The following is a 15,662-nucleotide window of genomic DNA, read 5'->3' as shown; positions in this document are numbered from 1 at the left end:
TCGCGTGTCAGTGTCGCTTTGCTACAGATAACCCGATTCACTGCGACGTTGTCCAACACTATTTTGCACGGTCCTGCCTGCCATGCACAGATCGTGCATGGCAGGCCAGTGACGGATTATTCGTCGTCGTACTGCGGGCCTGCATAGTTATCAAAGCGTGACCACTGACCGTTAAATGTCAGGCGTACGGTACCGATCGGGCCGTTACGCTGCTTACCCAGAATGATCTCTGCGATCCCTTTCAGGTCGCTGTTTTCGTGATAAACCTCGTCACGATAAATAAACATGATCAGGTCAGCATCCTGCTCGATCGAACCCGATTCACGCAGATCCGAGTTTACGGGACGTTTATCGGCACGTTGCTCCAGGGAGCGGTTCAGCTGAGATAACGCCACCACGGGCACGTTAAGCTCTTTTGCCAGCGCTTTTAATGAACGGGAAATCTCGGCGATTTCCAGCGTACGGTTATCTGACAATGCGGGCACGCGCATCAACTGCAGGTAGTCGATCATGATCAGACTGAGGCCACCGTTTTCACGATAAATGCGACGCGCGCGGGAACGGACCTCGGTCGGCGTCAGGCCAGAAGAATCATCGATATACATATTCTTCTTTTCCAGCAAAATGCCCATCGTGCCGGAAATGCGCGCCCAGTCTTCATCGTCAAGTTGACCGGTACGAATACGGGTTTGGTCAACCCGCGACAAGGAGGCCAGCATACGCATCATGATCTGTTCGCTGGGCATCTCCAGACTGAAAATCAGTACCGGTTTGTCCTGCAGCATCGCCGCGTTTTCACACAGGTTCATGGCGAACGTGGTTTTACCCATTGAGGGACGTGCGGCCACGATAATTAAGTCTGAGCGTTGCAGCCCGGCCGTTTTCTTATTCAGATCCTGATAACCGGTATCGATGCCCGTGACGCCATCGTGCGGCGTCTGAAACAGCGACTCAATCCGTGAAACCGTCGCTTCCAGAATTTGTTCGATGTTTTTGGGGCCATCGTCTTTGTTAGCCCGCGCCTCAGCGATTTTAAATACGTTCGACTCGGCAAAATCCAGCAGGTCTTCACTGCTGCGCCCCTGGGGATCATAACCGGCATCGGCTATCTGATTCGCCACGGCGATCATTTCGCGCACGACCGCACGTTCACGCACAATATCCGCGTAAGCGCCGATGTTCGCCGCACTGGGCGTGTTTTTCGCCAGCTCAGCCAGGTAAGCAAATCCGCCGGCCATCTCCAGTTCGCCGCGCGTTTCCAGCGATTCTGACAGCGTAATCAGGTCGATAGGTTTGCTGTTTTCCAGTAGGCGCTGCATCTCTGAGAAAATAAGACGGTGCGAGCGATTGAAAAAATCATTTGCCACGATGCGTTCGGACACGTTGTCCCAGCGCTCGTTATCCAGCATTAACCCACCCAGCACCGACTGCTCCGCTTCCAGCGAATGCGGGGGCATTTTCACGCCTTCTAACTGGCGATCCTGCGTTTCGTTCGATTTGTTGGTGGGTTTATTTCCTGCCATAGTGAATGCATTACCGATCTTCTGTGGGGACGCGCAAGTATACCTCAGTTAAGGGGCGTGCCTCACCTTCATGATGAAACAATCACAGGAGTAAGCATGGCAAAGCGTATTCAGTTCAACGCACACGGCGGCCCGGATGTCCTGACCTGGATTGATTTTGAGCCTGCCGATCCCGCCGATAATGAAATCCAGGTCGAAAACCGCGCGATTGGCATTAACTATATTGATACTTACGTGCGCAGCGGGCTGTATCCGACAGGTCATTTTCCCTCTGGTCTGGGCACCGAGGCGGCGGGTGTGGTCACCCGCGTGGGATCGGCGGTCACGCGTTTCAAACCCGGCGATCGCGTCGTGTACTGCCAGGCCGCACTCGGGGCTTACAGCGAGCTGCATAACGTGGCGGAAGACCGTCTGATGCTGTTACCCGACGCCATCAGTTTCGAGCAGGCTGCCGCCAGTTTTTTGAAAGGCCTGACGACGCAGTACCTGTTACGACAGACCTATAAGGTCAAAGCCGACGAAATTTTTCTGTTTCATGCCGCGGCGGGTGGCGTGGGGTTGATTGCCTGCCAGTGGGCAAAAGCGCTCGGCGCCCATCTGATCGGCACCGTCGGCTCCGCCGAAAAGGCGACATTGGCCAAAAACGCGGGAGCCTGGGCCACCATTAATTATCAGCAAGAGGACATTGCACAACGGGTCAGTGAGCTGACCGGCGGCAAGAAGGTTGGCGTGGTGTACGACTCTGTGGGGAAAGCGACCTGGGAAGCCTCGCTGGACTGCCTGCGTCGTCAGGGACTGATGGTGAGCTTCGGGAATGCTTCAGGGCCGGTGACCAATGTTGATCTCAGCATTTTAAATAAGAAAGGCTCACTGTTTGTTACCCGTCCTTCCCTGTTCGGCTACATCACCAATCGTCAGGAGCTGGAAACGGCCAGTGCAGAATTGTTCTCTTTACTGGCAAGTGGCGCCATTAAGGTCGATGTGCCCGAGCAGCAAAAATTTGCACTGAAAGAGGCCAGCCGCGCTCACCAGTTGCTGGAGAGCCGCGCGACGCAGGGATCGAGCCTGCTGATTCCCTGATGTAAAAAGGGCTTCCCGCAGGAAGCCCTTCTTTTATTTTTCATTCGCACTGATGTAGGGGCAGAAGCGATGAATATGTTATGAATCAACGACAGCTATCCTGACAGAAAACATAAGTAAAAAGTATGATTGTTGTTAATATTCTGAGCACCAATTTTTCACTGTGTGATCACGCACACATTTATCCCCTGCCATTCCGCTCCAGCCTGCGGATCCTGCGCCTGTACAGGACGCGCTGGCGAGTGTCTTCGTCAGTGAAAAAGCGCCGATAGAGCCATACTGCGGCCACGGCCAGCAGTAGCCAGGGCAGCACCTTAACAATCAGCATCACCATGCCGCCGACAAACATCACGATCGTGGCCACGACCAGGGCAGCAATGACGCCGATTAAAGACACGCCAGTCAGCAACAGCATCAGGAAGAAACCGAATACAAAAATAATGTCCATTTGTTCACTCCTCACGATGAATACGTTACGTATTACAAGAACCATGCCAACAAGTAACCTGTTGATAGTGATGAGTTAAGTATGAAGTATGCAAAATCAACCTGGCGAGATTCACCAGATTATGGTGAAAAAAAACCAGCCGGCTGGCTGGTTTAACTGTATCAGGCTTCCTGAGGGATCTTATCGGCGACCAGTGCTAATGCAGCCTCCAGTACCCGCACATCGGCACCGGGCTTATGGGCATTCTCGCTAAGGTGACGACGCCACTGGCGCGCGCCAGGGATCCCCTGGAACAGCCCCAGCATATGGCGCGTCACATGGCCAAGGTACGTGCCTTTTGCCAGCTCGGCTTCAATATAAGGGTACATGGCGCGCACCACCGCCACCGGATCAGCGGCAGGCTGTTCCCGGCCAAACACTTCCCGATCGACATGCGCCAGGATGCCGGGGTTTTGATAGGCCTCGCGGCCCATCATGACACCATCCAGGTGCTGAAGATGTGTTTTAGCCTCTTCCAGCGTTTTCACGCCGCCGTTAATGGCAATCGTCAGTTGTGGAAAATCACGCTTTAACTGATAAACCCGGGGGTAATCAAGCGGTGGAATCTCGCGGTTTTCTTTCGGACTCAGACCCGAAAGCCATGCCTTGCGCGCATGAATGATAAAGGTGTCGCAGCCACCGCGCTCTGCCACAGTGCCGATAAAATCGGTCAGGAAGGCATAGCTGTCCTGTTCATCGATACCGATACGGGTTTTGACCGTGACCGGAATATCCACCACATCACGCATCGCTTTAATGCCGTCAGCGACCAGCCCGGCTTCCGCCATCAGGCAGGCACCAAAGCGGCCATTCTGAACACGATCTGACGGGCAACCCACATTGAGGTTAACTTCATCGTAACCGCGCTGTTCAGCCAGCGCCGCACACTGCGCCAGTGCAGCCGGATCGCTGCCGCCCAGTTGTAACGCGACCGGGTGCTCCTCTTCATTAAAGGCCAGATAATCGCCTTTACCGTGAATAATGGCTCCCGTGGTGACCATTTCGGTATACAGAAGCGTATCGCCGGTCAGCAGACGATGGAAATAGCGACAGTGACGATCCGTCCAGTCGAGCATGGGGGCAACAGAGAAGCGTTGGGAGGAAAAAGTGTCGGTCATGAAGCGCAGTCGATCCGGTGGTTAACAGTGATGATATTCTGCGCAAGGATAGCATAAGGGCGGGCGACAAGGTATCGCCCGCCCGTTAATGGCACGGAATCAGAAGTTAAATCCGAGTTGCGCCATGGCACCCCAGGTATTGTTTTGCCCCACCGAGCCTGCCAGATCCAGATGCACAGAATTGTTGAACGGTGACAGCCCAAAGCCTGCGGTCGCCACATTTTCGTCGTTGGAACGCATATCTGCGCGATAACCGGCACGTAACTGCAACCAGTCCAGTACGCGATATTCCGCGCCCACGCCTACATACTGGCTGTTTTCCTGAGATTTGAAACGGTGCGTTTCGGTCAGGTCAACATCGCCTGTCAGCGTTACCGGCCCTTTATCCCAGGCTAAACCCGCCGTCACTAATGGACGGATTTCATAGGTATCCTGATAGCCATTCACCTCTTTGGTTTGCAGGTCACGTGATACCAGGTTCTGTCCGGTCACGCCTAACGTCCAGTTTTCTGCGAATACCGTCGCCAGGCCGGCGTCAACGTTGAACCCGCTTTCGGTGCTGCGGTAGCGGCCATCCCGTAAATCGTTTTTATCGTAGTTATAAACGCTGGCGGAATAGTTATACAGCCAGGTCTTTTGCAGCTTAGGCGTCACACCAATCGACACCGGATGGCCGGCAATCGTGAACTCATGGGCAACGGCGATACCATAATCGGTATTTAGCGCAGCCAGCCCGTTCGCGCTGGAGCCCAGCAAGTTTTGTACATTAGGCAGACCAAATACACCGCCAGGAATACCGGCAAACGTTCCGTCAGCCACGCCTTGTAAAATAACGATATCGCCTTCTTTTACATTCGCGCGGACATGCGCCGTACCATAGGCTTTGGTGACAAAGGCAAAAGGCAGCGTTTCATTCGGAACGGTGACTGCAATCGCGACACCTGCTGTCGCGTTGGCTTTGTTACCGCGTAAATCTCTGAGCGTATTGGCCAGATCCCCTGACGCAGCCTGTATCTCAGGAATACGGCGCAGCAGCTCTAACGTCGAGGCATTATCAAACAGATCCTGATAGCGATTTACCGTGTCAGTAATGTTATCGATCTTATCGACCATTTTGTCTTTATCAGTAATTTGCGCGCCCGCACTGGGAAAAATGATGCTGACGTTGTCATCGGGCTTCGCTTTGGTCATTAACGCCGGGTTAGCTAAAACGGCAGACCCGTAGGTAGAGGACGCCACGCCCGTTCCCCCCATTGCATCGTTACGGGCATCGTACCAGGTTCCCGCGGCCAGCGCGGATGATGAAAAAACCAGAGCATTAAACACTGCAGGGAAAACCAGAACGGAACGTGGGACGGTTAATTTTGCCATTTGCTTATCATCACCTGAAAAATTGCCGTTAAAACATTAACGACCGAATAGTTTGTTAGCCCCATTGTGGAGGATGGCTAACGCTTTATTGCTGTGAATTCAGAGTAAATAGTGGCGCAATTCCATTGATTGATTATTTTTCGATCCGTTATGTCTGGTTACCGTCCAAAAAGCGTTAACAGAAGGAGGCCGGGACCAGCACTTTATTAAGAACTTTTAAACATTAGTTCTTAACTCAGTGAGATGTAAAGCAAAAGGAAAAAATATTTACAAACATTCTGACATATATTGGCATCGCAGACGGGCGCAAAGTCGTAAGGAACAGATAAGCACGGATAAAGGGAGGAGGTGCAGACAGGCAAGGTGCATCGTACGTATCATTAATGTGATAAGATAACATCACCTGTCAAACGGAGAAATTCCATGTCAACCATGACGCCAGAGCAAATCATGACCCAGGCTGAGAAACTGTGTTTACAGCGCGGTGTACGCCTGACGACCCAGCGCGCAGAGGTCCTGCGGTTGATGGCCGGACAGCCAGGATCGATCAGTGCTTATGACCTGCTTGATCAGTTGCGTGTCAGTGAGCCCCAGGCCAAGCCTCCTACCGTCTACCGTGCGCTGGATTTTCTTCTTGAGCAGGGTTTTATCCACCGCGTCGAGTCCAATAACAGCTATGTGATGTGTCACCATTTCGACGCACCCGCCCATACATCGGTGATGCTGGTCTGCGATCGCTGTGCAGTGGTCACGGAAAAGCAGGCGCAGGGCGCAGAAAAAATCATCGCATCGCTGGCGCAGGAGGCAAGCTTTGTCCTACGGCATAGCGTGATAGAGGCGCACGGGTTATGTGAAAACTGTGCGGAAGTTGAAGCCTGTGAACAGCATGAACATTGTGATCATGACCATCAGGCTGACGGGAAGAAACGCAGTAAACGAAGTTAATTGCACATCCTTGTGCGGTCTGGCCGGCATGAGCGTACCGGCCCGGGTAGGAGCATCCCTGAATAACGTGATTACCAGCGGTAATCCTTGTTGTGACCTTCCCAGTCCGTTACTTCTTTCTCCGCCTGATCTTTCGCGTAGCCGTAACGTTCCTGAATTTTGCCGACCAGCTGATCGCGTTTACCTTCAATGACTTGCATGTCATCATCGGTCAGCTTGCCCCATTTCTCTTTCATTTTTCCTTTGAACTGTTTCCAGTTTCCACTCGCTTCGTCTTTATTCATTGCAGACCTCCACGTCATCCTTCGATTTCGTTTTATTTTGCCATCAGGAAAAATTACGATATAAAGCGCTGTTTAATAGCGCCATTCAAAGATAATTGTAGTAGCTAATTTCAGTTTTGCCGGAAAAAATGAAAATTTTATGTATCCTGCGTCATATTTCAGGCAAGTTGCTCAGGCGCTAAACCAGGTGCCATTGCGCCAGTGCCTGCGCCAGACCAGCCAAAGTGACAGGCCGCGAAGCGCCAGAAAAACGGCTATCGCCAGCCATAAACCGTGATTACCGATAAAAGGCACGGTTAACAGCGTCAGGAAATAGCCCAGTGCGGCAATCGCCATACTGTTGCGCATTTCTCTTCCGCGCGTCGCACCAATAAACATGCCATCCAGCAGATAGCACCAGACGCCAACCAGCGGCATGACAACCTGCCACGGCAGAAAACGGTCAGCCGCCTGTTGAAGTGCGGGAATCGATGTCAGGAGAGCCACGATCTGATAGCCACAAACAGCATAGACCAGGGAGAAAAACAGCGCGACTGACAGGGCCTGACGGCAGGCAGCAATCCATACCAGTTGCAACCTGCTGCCGTCTTTTGCGCCGTGTGCCTCACCAGCAAAGGCTTCGACGGCGTAAGCAAAGCCATCCAGCGCATAGGCGGTAAACGTCATGAACATCAGCAGGATGGCATTTACCGCCACCACATCAGGTCCGATACGCGTTCCCAGCACGGTCAGAGAGGCAAAGCAAAGCTGTAACAGTAAGGTACGCAGCAGGATATCGCGATTCAGGCGAAGCAGGCGGTGGATATCGCCACGCCAGCTATGGACCAGACTGTGCAGCGTGATGCCGCGCAGCGCCAGCACGCGCCAGACCATAAGTGCCCCGACCAGCAACGTCGCATATTCCGCGATAGCCGTCGCGGCTGCAGCCCCGGCTACGCCCCAGTGCAGCCCCAGCACCAGCCAGAGGTCCAGCAGAATATTGATAACGTTGCCCACCACCAGCAGGATGACCGGCGCTCTGGCATACTGTACGCCCAGCAGCCAGCCCAGAATCACCAGGTTAGCCAGCATGGCGGGCGCACTGAGCCAGCGAATATGGATAAACAGCGCAGCCTGCTTAAGCACGGCGGCCTCTCCGCCGATAAAGCGGGTTGCTAATGCCGTAACAGGATGACGCAGGGCAATAAACAGGCTGCCGGCCAGTAAGGCAATGATCAGGGGCTGTGCCAATGCGCGCGCCAGCGCCGTTTTATCGCCCGCGCCAAACGCCTGAGCCGTCAGGCCTGTCGTACTCATCCGCAGAAAAAGCAGCAGCATGAAGATGAAACTGGTAACGGTCGTCCCGACCGCAACGCCGCCCAGATAAACCGGGCTGTCGAGATGGCCAATAACGGCTGTATCGACTAAGCCGAGCAGAGGAACGGTGATATTTGACAGGATCATGGGCAGCGCCAGCCGCCACAGTTTTTTATCGGTAGCTGTCAGGAAGCGCATGTAACGTCCGTGCAATGCGCCGCTGGTGTTACAGATGAACCCACAGCGGCAAAACAGGGGCAGACTGGGTAACGTCAAGGTTGACGTAAAGAGCCAACCTTAAGAAGAGTTACAACCACTCACCGTTACGTACGATGCCAACCGCCAGACCTTCAACCGTCAGCGACTGCGCACGTGTATCGACAATGATAGGCTCAAAATCCGTATTTTCAGGTAACAGATGCACCACTGATCCCTGTTTTTTCCAGCGCTTCACAGTGACTTCGTCGTCAATGCGCGCTACCACCACCTGACCATTACGCACTTCCTGCGTTTTATGCACGGCCAGCAAATCACCATCCATGATGCCAATGTCTTTCATTGACATGCCGCTAACGCGCAGCAGGAAATCGGCAGAGGGCTTGAACATGTCTGGATCCACTTTGTAGTGGGTTTCGATATGTTCCTGGGCCAGCAACGGCTCACCCGCCGCAACGCGCCCAATGAGTGGCAGGCCATCTGAAGGTTCTTCTTCCATTAACAAACGGATACCGCGGGACGCACCAGAGACGATTTCAATCACGCCTTTACGCGACAGCGCTTTCAGATGCTCTTCTGCCGCGTTAGGTGAGCGGAAGCCCAGTTGCGCAGCAATTTCTGCACGCGTAGGCGGCATGCCCGTTTGATTAATGTGGTCGCGAATCAAGTCGTAGACCTGTTGCTGCCTGCTGGTTAATGCTTTCATCCCGCCCCCTGGTTGTTTATACAGTCGCTGTGAGTATATACAGGTATTGGTGAAATGGAAACCAAAAGTCAGGCCAAAATCAGTAATTTGACGGGAGATGGAATGCTTATCGCAAATGCGACCAAAGTAGCGTTCCCCAAACGAACAGGGCCAGTACTATTGCCAGCAAAACAGCGGCCGATCCCATATCTTTGGCACGGCCGGCAAGAGGGTGACGTTCCTGCCCTGTGCGGTCCACCACCGCTTCGATGGCGCTGTTCAGAACTTCAACAATCATCACCAGCATGACCGCGCCAATCATCAGGATGCGCGAAATAGTATCGACATCCAGCCAGCAGGCCAGGATAATTGCCGCCAGTGAAATTACGGCTTCCTGGCGGAAGGCAGCTTCATGCTGCCAGGCGGCGCGAAGACCTTGCCATGAGTAGCCAGCCGCTTTCACAATCCGGGTAATGCCGGTGACATTATTTGTCATGATAAAGGAACTCTTTTCAAAGGATTGACGTCAATACCGGGCAGCGCACAATTGTCGCTGTCACAGATTTTTGCTGCGCGTTCTGATATGCTTGCGCCGCTTTGCTAACAAGAGGCTTCATGTTGTCTATGTCAGGTTGGCGTAAAATTTTCTATAAATTGCTGAACTTACCCCTTTCATTTCTGGTAAAGAGTAAGGCCATTCCGGCTGATCCCGTGTCCGAACATGGGCTGGATCCTACCCGGCCTATTATGTATGTCCTGCCTTATGATTCAAAGGCCGATCTCCTGACTTTACGCGCGCAGTGCATCCGGCACGATCTGCCTGATCCGCTTATTCCGCTGGAGATAGACGGCGCCCTGTTGCCGCGTCATGTCTTTATTAATGACGGTCCGCGTGTGTTCCCCTATTTTGTGCCCAGCCTTGAATCGGTCAAAATCTTCCACGAATATCTTGATCTGCACCGCAGCAACCCTGAACTTGATGTTCAGATGTTACCGGTTTCAGTCATGTTTGGCCGTGCGCCGGGTCGGGAAGTCCAGGGCGACGATCATCCGCCTCATTTGCGGCTCCTTAACGGCATTCAAAAATTCTTTGCCGTTCTCTGGCATGGCCGCGACAGTTTTGTGCGTTTTTCGCCCACGGTCTCCCTGCGTCGTATGGCGACCGAACACGGTACCGACAAGTCGATTGCGCAGAAGCTGGCTCGCGTAGCGCGCATCCATTTTGCCCGTCAGCGCCTGGCTGCGGTGGGACCGCGCCTGCCGGCTCGCCAGGATTTATTCAATCGCCTGTTGCAGTCGAAGGCGATTGAAAAAGCTGTGGAAGACGAGGCGCGTAGCAAGAAAATCTCCCATGAGAAAGCGCAGCAAAACGCCATTGAAATGATGGAAGAAATTGCGGCCAACTTTTCCTACGAAGCGATTCGTATCACCGACCGCGTGATGGGTTGGCTCTGGAGCCGACTCTATCAGGGGATCAACGTTAACGGCGGTGAGCGGGTACGTCAGCTGGCGCAGGACGGCCATGAAATTGTTTATGTGCCTTGCCACCGCAGCCATATGGACTACCTGCTACTGTCTTATGTGCTGTATCACCAGGGCCTGGTTCCGCCGCATATTGCCGCAGGGATTAACCTGAACTTCTGGCCTGCCGGGCCGATTTTCCGTCGTCTGGGTGCCTTCTTTATTCGTCGTACCTTTAAAGGCAACAAGCTCTATTCAACCGTGTTCCGTGAATACCTTGGCGAGCTCTTTACCCGCGGCTATTCCGTCGAGTATTTCGTGGAAGGTGGACGCTCACGTACCGGCCGACTGCTGGATCCGAAAACCGGCACCCTCTCTATGACGCTGCAGGCCATGCTGCGCGGCGGCACGCGACCTATTACGTTAGTGCCCATTTACATCGGTTATGAACATGTAATGGAAGTGGGTACTTACGCTAAAGAGCTACGCGGTGCGGCAAAAGAGAAAGAAGGCTTTATGCAGATGGTGCGCGGCCTGCGTAAGCTGCGCAACCTGGGCCAGGGTTATGTGAACTTTGGTGAGCCGTTGCCGCTGATCAACTATCTGAACAAGCGCGTACCGGAATGGCGTGAGTCTATCGATCCCATTGAAGCGCAACGTCCGGGCTGGTTAACGCCAACGGCCAATGATATCGCCGCCACCATCATGGTACGTATTAATGAAGCCGGTGCCGCGAACGCCATGAACCTGTGCGTAACGGCACTGCTCGCTTCCCGCCAGCGTTCGCTGACCCGTGAACAGCTGATTGAGCAGCTGGAGTGCTATACCCAGTTATTACGTAATGTGCCCTACTCGCCGGATGCCACTTTGCCTGACATGTCTGCGGAAGCGTTGCTGGATCACGCGCTGAGTATGAACAAGTTTGAGAGTGAGAAGGACAGTATCGGCGACATCATTATTCTGCCGCGCGAGCAGGCGGTGCTGATGACCTATTACCGGAATAACATCCACCATATGTTGGTGATGCCCTCTCTGATTGCGGCCATCATCCAGCAGCACCGTAACCTGAGCGAAGCCGAACTGCTGCGCCAGGTCAGCCTGATTTACCCCATGCTGAAGAGCGAGCTGTTCCTGCGCTGGGGCAACGACCAGCTGCCGCAGCTGCTGGCTGACTTATGCCAGGAGCTGGCGCGCCAGGGACTGATTACCGTTGAGGCAGGTCTGCTGTCGTTCAACACGGCGCGTTACCGTACGCTGCAGTTGCTGGCTGCCGGTGTACGTGAAACGCTGCAGCGTTACGCCATCACCTTCTCGATTCTCAGCGCCAAGCCCACCATCAACCGCGGCACGCTGGAAAAAGAGAGCCGCACGCTGGCCCAGCGCCTGAGCGTACTGCATGGCATCAATGCGCCTGAGTTTTTCGATAAAGCGGTGTTCTCTACACTGGTACTGACCCTGCGCGATGAAGGCTATATCAGCGACAGTGGCGATGCGGATGTGGCGCAGACGCTGGCGACCTGGCACATTCTGGCAGAACTGGTCACCAGCGATGTTCGTATGACCATCGAGAGCGCCGTTGCACACAGCTAACGTGCTGGCATGACAAAAAAAGGCGACCTGACTGGTCGCCTTTTTTATTGCTTACTGAACCTCACACTGTGCATCGCACTGGCGCTACGTTCGGTGCCTGCCCTACAACAGGTTTGAGAACGGCGGAGTATTCATTAACACGCCGAGAAACAGCACCAGCCCTACATAATTGTTATTCAGAAACGCCTGGAAACAGGCCTGACGCGCGCGCTTTGCGATCAGTTTTTGCTGATAAACAAATAAACCGCCCGCCAGTAACAGCGTCCAGTAAAACGCCCCATTCAGATGCAGCCGTGTCCCTACCAGCGCCATCAGCCCCAGCGTCGCCAGTTGCAGCAGGCCGATAATCAATTTGTCGTACTGGCCAAACAGAATGGCTGTGGACTTCACGCCAATCTTCAGGTCGTCCTCGCGATCCACCATGGCATATTGCGTATCGTAGGCCACCGTCCAGCAAATGTTGGCGAGAAATACCAGCCAGCAAACCAGAGGTAAGGACTCACTAACAGCAGCCCAGGCCATGGGAATTGCCCAGCCAAATGCGGCGCCAAGGACTACCTGCGGCAAATGCGTATAGCGCTTCATAAAAGGATAAACCCAGGCAAGCGCCAGCCCGACAACAGAAAGCATAATCGTCATCAGGTTCATGCTCAGTACCAGGCCAAACGCGATCAGCCCCAGTACCACAAACAGCATTTTAGCCTCTTTCGCCGTGACAGCACCGCTGGCCAGTGGCCGGAGCTTTGTGCGTTCCACATGGCCGTCGACTTTGCGGTCAGCATAATCGTTAATCACACAGCCAGCTGCACGCATGACAAATACGCCCGCGACAAACACGATCAGTACCGGTAACGGCGGCATCGCCCTGTTAGCCAGCCACAGCGCCCACAACGTCGGCCACAGCAGCAGCAGCGTGCCAATAGGTTTATCAATTCGCATGAGGCGGCTGTAAGCCTGCCATTTGGTCATTTGTTGTCTGTTTTGCACAGGTCAAATCCTTAACCCTGGTAACGGTAAACCGGCGACGCCGGTAAAAATAATTCGGTTAGTAGCAGGGGCTTCCCCGATAAACGCAGGCGCGACCGACGTCCCCACAGCGATTCAACGTTACCGGGCTCGATAAAATCGCGGGTCAGGGTTGAAGAGGAGAACAGGTAACGTCCCAGCGGTCGCGTTCCGAGCTGCTGCAACATCGCTTCGGGACCGTTCAGGGTGCTTTCAGGCACCAGCGTGCGTCCCGCCAGCCAGGGTTGTTCGTCGCCATACAGGATCACTTCACGCAGCCAGAAGCGCTGATCAGCGGGTAACAGCGCACCTTCGTCACCTAATTCGTCAGCGTGGATAAACCCTTCACGAACGGGCTCCACCCTGACCTTCTGGCAATGCTGTTCGAAGCGTCTGGTCATAGAGTCCTCCTCCATCAGCCAGTCACGAAGTGATGGCGACAGAGCAGCACCGTCCAGCGCCAGCCAGTTGAGTGAACGTAATAAACGGAGCGGGTCTTGCGTCATGACACTTTCCCCCAAAAATTTTCAGGCAGGTAGTTTAGCGCAGAGCGATTCACGGCACACCCGTCCGTCATGCAAACGCGAGGTTATTCGCGCTTAAGCCGGTTACTGTTTGCCAGCCACAGGGTGATAACCAGCAGCAGAATAGCAGCCGAGTAGCACAGCGTATCAAAGGGATTTTTGTGGTCGACGATAATCAGCCTGATGATAGCCGTGATGCCGATATAGACGAAATAGCGTAACGGGAAATGGTAACCCGACTGGAAGTACTTCACGATGAGGGCAATAAACTCAAAGTAAAGGAAGTAAATCACGATGCCTTCGATCAGAAGATAGGAGGAGGCCTGCTCGCCCGTGCTGAACAGGACGTTGGCTAAATGGACCGTCTCTTTGCCCAGGAAGACCATTAAAATGAACGCCAGAATCAGCAATCCTGCATTCAGCACCCATTGCATCAGGCGCGCTATCTTTTGTGCTATCGGGTTTTTATCACTCATTTCACGCCTCGAAAATAAAGGGATGTTTTCTGGCATTATCATGCTTTAGTGTGACGTAAATCACAATATAGCCGTCAGGCTTACTTAACAGCGTCTTTCAAATCACCAGACTGCGCGATGGAATGCCAGCCCCGGCACCCTGGGTTATACCGCCGGGACCGTACGAACCTGTCTTTTGATGAAAGCCAACCGGACAGACCGATCATATCGGCTGGCAGACCCACTCCATCGTGCCGTCCTGTCATACGGTTTTCACATCCGACATTTACATTGGCTCGGTTTTTCAACCCCGGCAGTCAGCTAGCGCCCGCTTCCATACCCGACTCAATGGATAAGCGTCCTGAGGTAACACGCTGCGTTGCTCTCCGCGCAGCCAACAGCGGCGTTCAGGCCCGGCCAGGCTTAATCTGTTCCGCATTAACGGTTACGGGATTACGTCAGGTTAGTGTGCACTTACTCAACTATTAAGATGCGGCCGGACGGCGTTGCGCTGGCGGCGTTAAAACAGCCCGACGTCAGAGACGCAGACAAACGCCCCCTGTGGCGTGAAGACGCCGCAGCAAGAGAGGACAACATGAAAACAATTCTGGTGATTCTGGACGGCCTGAGCCATCACGTTGCCCATCATGCGATGGGTTATCTGCACGCAGAATGTGCGCAAGGTAAAGGGCATTATTATCATCTCACCTGTGCACTGCCTTCTCTGTCGCGTCCGCTGTATGAATGCATTCTGACCGGTGTTGCGCCTGTGCAAAGTGGAATCATCCACAACGGGGTAAACCGCCTGAGTCACGAACAGAGCGTATTTCACTATGCGCGTAATGCGGGCCTGACCACTGCCGCAGCGGCTTATCACTGGATCAGTGAACTTTACAACCGCAGCCCTTTCGAGCCCGCGCGCGATCGTCATACCGAAGCGCCGGCCCTGCCTGTCCAGTTCGGGCACTTTTACGTTGACGACAGTTACCCCGATTCGCACCTGTTTGAAGATGCCGAGAGCCTGAGGTTGCGGCACAACCCGGACTTCCTCCTCATCCATCCGATGAATATCGATTATGCCGGTCATCAACATGGCCTGTCTTCGCCCCAGTATCGTAACCGGGCACGCATGGCGGATGGTTACCTGTCGCAATGGATGCCTGGCTGGCTGGCAGAAGGCTATCAGGTGATGGTGACCGCCGACCATGGCATGAACGACGACCGCTCACATGGTGGCATGCTGCCGGAGGAAACGACCGTTCCCCTGTTTGTCTTTGGTGACGGATTCTCGCTAAAGCCTGGGCTGGAACTGCAACAAACCGATCTCTGCGGCACGCTGTGTACACTGCTCGGCGTTCCTCATGACAAGCCGGTGCATCACGATCTGCTGGCACAGGTTTCGTTCTGACCCTCTTCCCGTTTCTGGCGGCAGAAATACAGTAAACTGCCGCCCCGGGTCTGGCGGGTTGGGCGAACGGCACAACCCGTACTTCTGTTGCCGTTATTCCGCTGATCACCTGCCGTACTGACTTTGTCGCCACGCCCTTCACTGACCACAGAAAAAAGCGCACCGGCCGCGCGCGGCGGGAAAGGTCCGCCTGAGGCCAGCCGGATTTGTCGTG

15 protein-coding genes are annotated in these 15,662 nt (G+C 54.0%); 4 read left to right on the top strand and 11 right to left on the bottom strand.

The genetic code is table 11. The features are described from left to right. Window positions 1-116 precede the first annotated feature (116 nt). Entirely contained in the window at window positions 117-1,523 is a 1,407-nt protein-coding gene (gene dnaB, locus G5574_RS14800; protein WP_164482792.1) for a replicative DNA helicase, read from the bottom strand. Window positions 1,524-1,619: 96 nt separating this feature from the next. Here dnaB and G5574_RS14795 point away from each other — a divergent pair, with 96 nt between their 5' ends. Continuing rightward, window positions 1,620-2,603, top strand: a complete 984-nt coding sequence (locus tag G5574_RS14795; RefSeq protein WP_164482791.1) for a quinone oxidoreductase — start codon at window positions 1,620-1,622, stop codon at window positions 2,601-2,603. A 181-nt stretch (window positions 2,604-2,784) separates the two neighbouring features. Here the strand turns inward: G5574_RS14795 and pspG are convergent, their stop codons facing one another. The 3 genes from pspG to G5574_RS14780 all read right to left on the bottom strand — a co-directional run bounded on the left by pspG (window position 2,785) and on the right by G5574_RS14780 (window position 5,579). Next, window positions 2,785-3,051: an envelope stress response protein PspG gene (gene pspG, locus G5574_RS14790; RefSeq protein ID WP_006121560.1), complete on the bottom strand. Its 267-nt coding sequence runs from the start codon at window positions 3,049-3,051 to the stop codon at window positions 2,785-2,787. Between the two features lie 161 nt (window positions 3,052-3,212). Continuing rightward, window positions 3,213-4,208 carry a tRNA dihydrouridine(20/20a) synthase DusA gene (gene dusA / locus G5574_RS14785; RefSeq protein WP_058702334.1) on the bottom strand — a complete coding sequence of 332 codons (996 nt, stop codon included), beginning with the start codon at window positions 4,206-4,208 and terminating at the stop codon, window positions 3,213-3,215. A gap of 99 nt (window positions 4,209-4,307) precedes the next feature. After that, a complete protein-coding gene (locus G5574_RS14780) occupies window positions 4,308-5,579 on the bottom strand; it encodes a conjugal transfer protein TraF (RefSeq protein ID WP_164482790.1) in 1,272 nt (423 codons plus the stop codon). Window positions 5,580-6,002: 423 nt separating this feature from the next. Here G5574_RS14780 and zur point away from each other — a divergent pair, with 423 nt between their 5' ends. After that, window positions 6,003-6,524 carry a zinc uptake transcriptional repressor Zur gene (gene zur / locus G5574_RS14775; protein ID WP_033738958.1) on the top strand — a complete coding sequence of 174 codons (522 nt, stop codon included), beginning with the start codon at window positions 6,003-6,005 and terminating at the stop codon, window positions 6,522-6,524. 71 nt (window positions 6,525-6,595) lie between these two features. Here zur and G5574_RS14770 read toward each other — a convergent pair whose 3' ends face one another. The 4 genes from G5574_RS14770 to G5574_RS14755 form a co-directional block, all read right to left on the bottom strand. Continuing rightward, window positions 6,596-6,808, bottom strand: coding sequence for a CsbD family protein (locus G5574_RS14770; protein ID WP_006121556.1), 213 nt, complete (start codon window positions 6,806-6,808; stop codon window positions 6,596-6,598). A 171-nt stretch (window positions 6,809-6,979) separates the two neighbouring features. Beyond that, the gene (dinF, locus tag G5574_RS14765; RefSeq protein WP_164482789.1) at window positions 6,980-8,302 is read right to left on the bottom strand and encodes an MATE family efflux transporter DinF; all 1,323 of its coding nucleotides are present in this window, start codon (window positions 8,300-8,302) and stop codon (window positions 6,980-6,982) included. Window positions 8,303-8,411: 109 nt separating this feature from the next. After that, window positions 8,412-9,026 (bottom strand): transcriptional repressor LexA, encoded by a 615-nt coding sequence (gene lexA, locus G5574_RS14760; protein ID WP_006121554.1) that lies wholly within the window; start codon window positions 9,024-9,026, stop codon window positions 8,412-8,414. Window positions 9,027-9,132: 106 nt separating this feature from the next. Beyond that, window positions 9,133-9,501 (bottom strand): diacylglycerol kinase, encoded by a 369-nt coding sequence (locus G5574_RS14755; RefSeq protein WP_006121553.1) that lies wholly within the window; start codon window positions 9,499-9,501, stop codon window positions 9,133-9,135. A gap of 128 nt (window positions 9,502-9,629) precedes the next feature. Here G5574_RS14755 and plsB point away from each other — a divergent pair, with 128 nt between their 5' ends. After that, on the top strand, window positions 9,630-12,056 hold the full coding sequence (gene plsB, locus G5574_RS14750) for a glycerol-3-phosphate 1-O-acyltransferase PlsB (protein WP_039339074.1): 2,427 nt from the start codon (window positions 9,630-9,632) through the stop codon (window positions 12,054-12,056). Window positions 12,057-12,158: 102 nt separating this feature from the next. On the opposite strand, the gene ubiA is transcribed toward plsB, so the two are convergent. The 3 genes from ubiA to psiE form a co-directional block, all read right to left on the bottom strand. Continuing rightward, the gene (gene ubiA / locus G5574_RS14745) at window positions 12,159-13,025 is read right to left on the bottom strand and encodes a 4-hydroxybenzoate octaprenyltransferase (RefSeq protein WP_191091184.1); all 867 of its coding nucleotides are present in this window, start codon (window positions 13,023-13,025) and stop codon (window positions 12,159-12,161) included. Between the two features lie 29 nt (window positions 13,026-13,054). Next, a complete protein-coding gene (ubiC, locus tag G5574_RS14740) occupies window positions 13,055-13,567 on the bottom strand; it encodes a chorismate lyase (RefSeq protein ID WP_006121550.1) in 513 nt (170 codons plus the stop codon). A gap of 83 nt (window positions 13,568-13,650) precedes the next feature. Continuing rightward, the gene (psiE, locus tag G5574_RS14735) at window positions 13,651-14,061 is read right to left on the bottom strand and encodes a phosphate-starvation-inducible protein PsiE (protein WP_006121549.1); all 411 of its coding nucleotides are present in this window, start codon (window positions 14,059-14,061) and stop codon (window positions 13,651-13,653) included. A gap of 574 nt (window positions 14,062-14,635) precedes the next feature. Here psiE and G5574_RS14730 point away from each other — a divergent pair. Continuing rightward, on the top strand, window positions 14,636-15,448 hold the full coding sequence (locus G5574_RS14730) for an alkaline phosphatase family protein (RefSeq protein WP_058707957.1): 813 nt from the start codon (window positions 14,636-14,638) through the stop codon (window positions 15,446-15,448). Window positions 15,449-15,662 lie beyond the last annotated feature (214 nt).

This window comes from Pantoea stewartii (genome assembly GCF_011044475.1).
Classification (GTDB): domain Bacteria; phylum Pseudomonadota; class Gammaproteobacteria; order Enterobacterales; family Enterobacteriaceae; genus Pantoea; species Pantoea stewartii.
This window is presented reverse-complemented; position numbering and strand designations above follow the sequence as displayed.

Excerpts from the sequence above, each read along its gene's own strand:
- dnaB (WP_164482792.1), bottom strand. The coding sequence starts at position 1,523 with ATGGCAGGAAATAAACCCACCAACAAATCGAACGAAACGCAGGATCGC.
- G5574_RS14795 (WP_164482791.1), top strand. The coding sequence starts at position 1,620 with ATGGCAAAGCGTATTCAGTTCAACGCACACGGCGGCCCGGATGTCCTG.
- pspG (WP_006121560.1), bottom strand. The coding sequence starts at position 3,051 with ATGGACATTATTTTTGTATTCGGTTTCTTCCTGATGCTGTTGCTGACT.
- dusA (WP_058702334.1), bottom strand. The coding sequence starts at position 4,208 with ATGACCGACACTTTTTCCTCCCAACGCTTCTCTGTTGCCCCCATGCTC.
- G5574_RS14780 (WP_164482790.1), bottom strand. The coding sequence starts at position 5,579 with ATGGCAAAATTAACCGTCCCACGTTCCGTTCTGGTTTTCCCTGCAGTG.
- zur (WP_033738958.1), top strand. The coding sequence starts at position 6,003 with ATGTCAACCATGACGCCAGAGCAAATCATGACCCAGGCTGAGAAACTG.
- G5574_RS14770 (WP_006121556.1), bottom strand. The coding sequence starts at position 6,808 with ATGAATAAAGACGAAGCGAGTGGAAACTGGAAACAGTTCAAAGGAAAA.
- dinF (WP_164482789.1), bottom strand. The coding sequence starts at position 8,302 with ATGCGCTTCCTGACAGCTACCGATAAAAAACTGTGGCGGCTGGCGCTG.
- lexA (WP_006121554.1), bottom strand. The coding sequence starts at position 9,026 with ATGAAAGCATTAACCAGCAGGCAGCAACAGGTCTACGACTTGATTCGC.
- G5574_RS14755 (WP_006121553.1), bottom strand. The coding sequence starts at position 9,501 with ATGACAAATAATGTCACCGGCATTACCCGGATTGTGAAAGCGGCTGGC.
- plsB (WP_039339074.1), top strand. The coding sequence starts at position 9,630 with ATGTCAGGTTGGCGTAAAATTTTCTATAAATTGCTGAACTTACCCCTT.
- ubiA (WP_191091184.1), bottom strand. The coding sequence starts at position 13,025 with ATGACCAAATGGCAGGCTTACAGCCGCCTCATGCGAATTGATAAACCT.
- ubiC (WP_006121550.1), bottom strand. The coding sequence starts at position 13,567 with ATGACGCAAGACCCGCTCCGTTTATTACGTTCACTCAACTGGCTGGCG.
- psiE (WP_006121549.1), bottom strand. The coding sequence starts at position 14,061 with ATGAGTGATAAAAACCCGATAGCACAAAAGATAGCGCGCCTGATGCAA.
- G5574_RS14730 (WP_058707957.1), top strand. The coding sequence starts at position 14,636 with ATGAAAACAATTCTGGTGATTCTGGACGGCCTGAGCCATCACGTTGCC.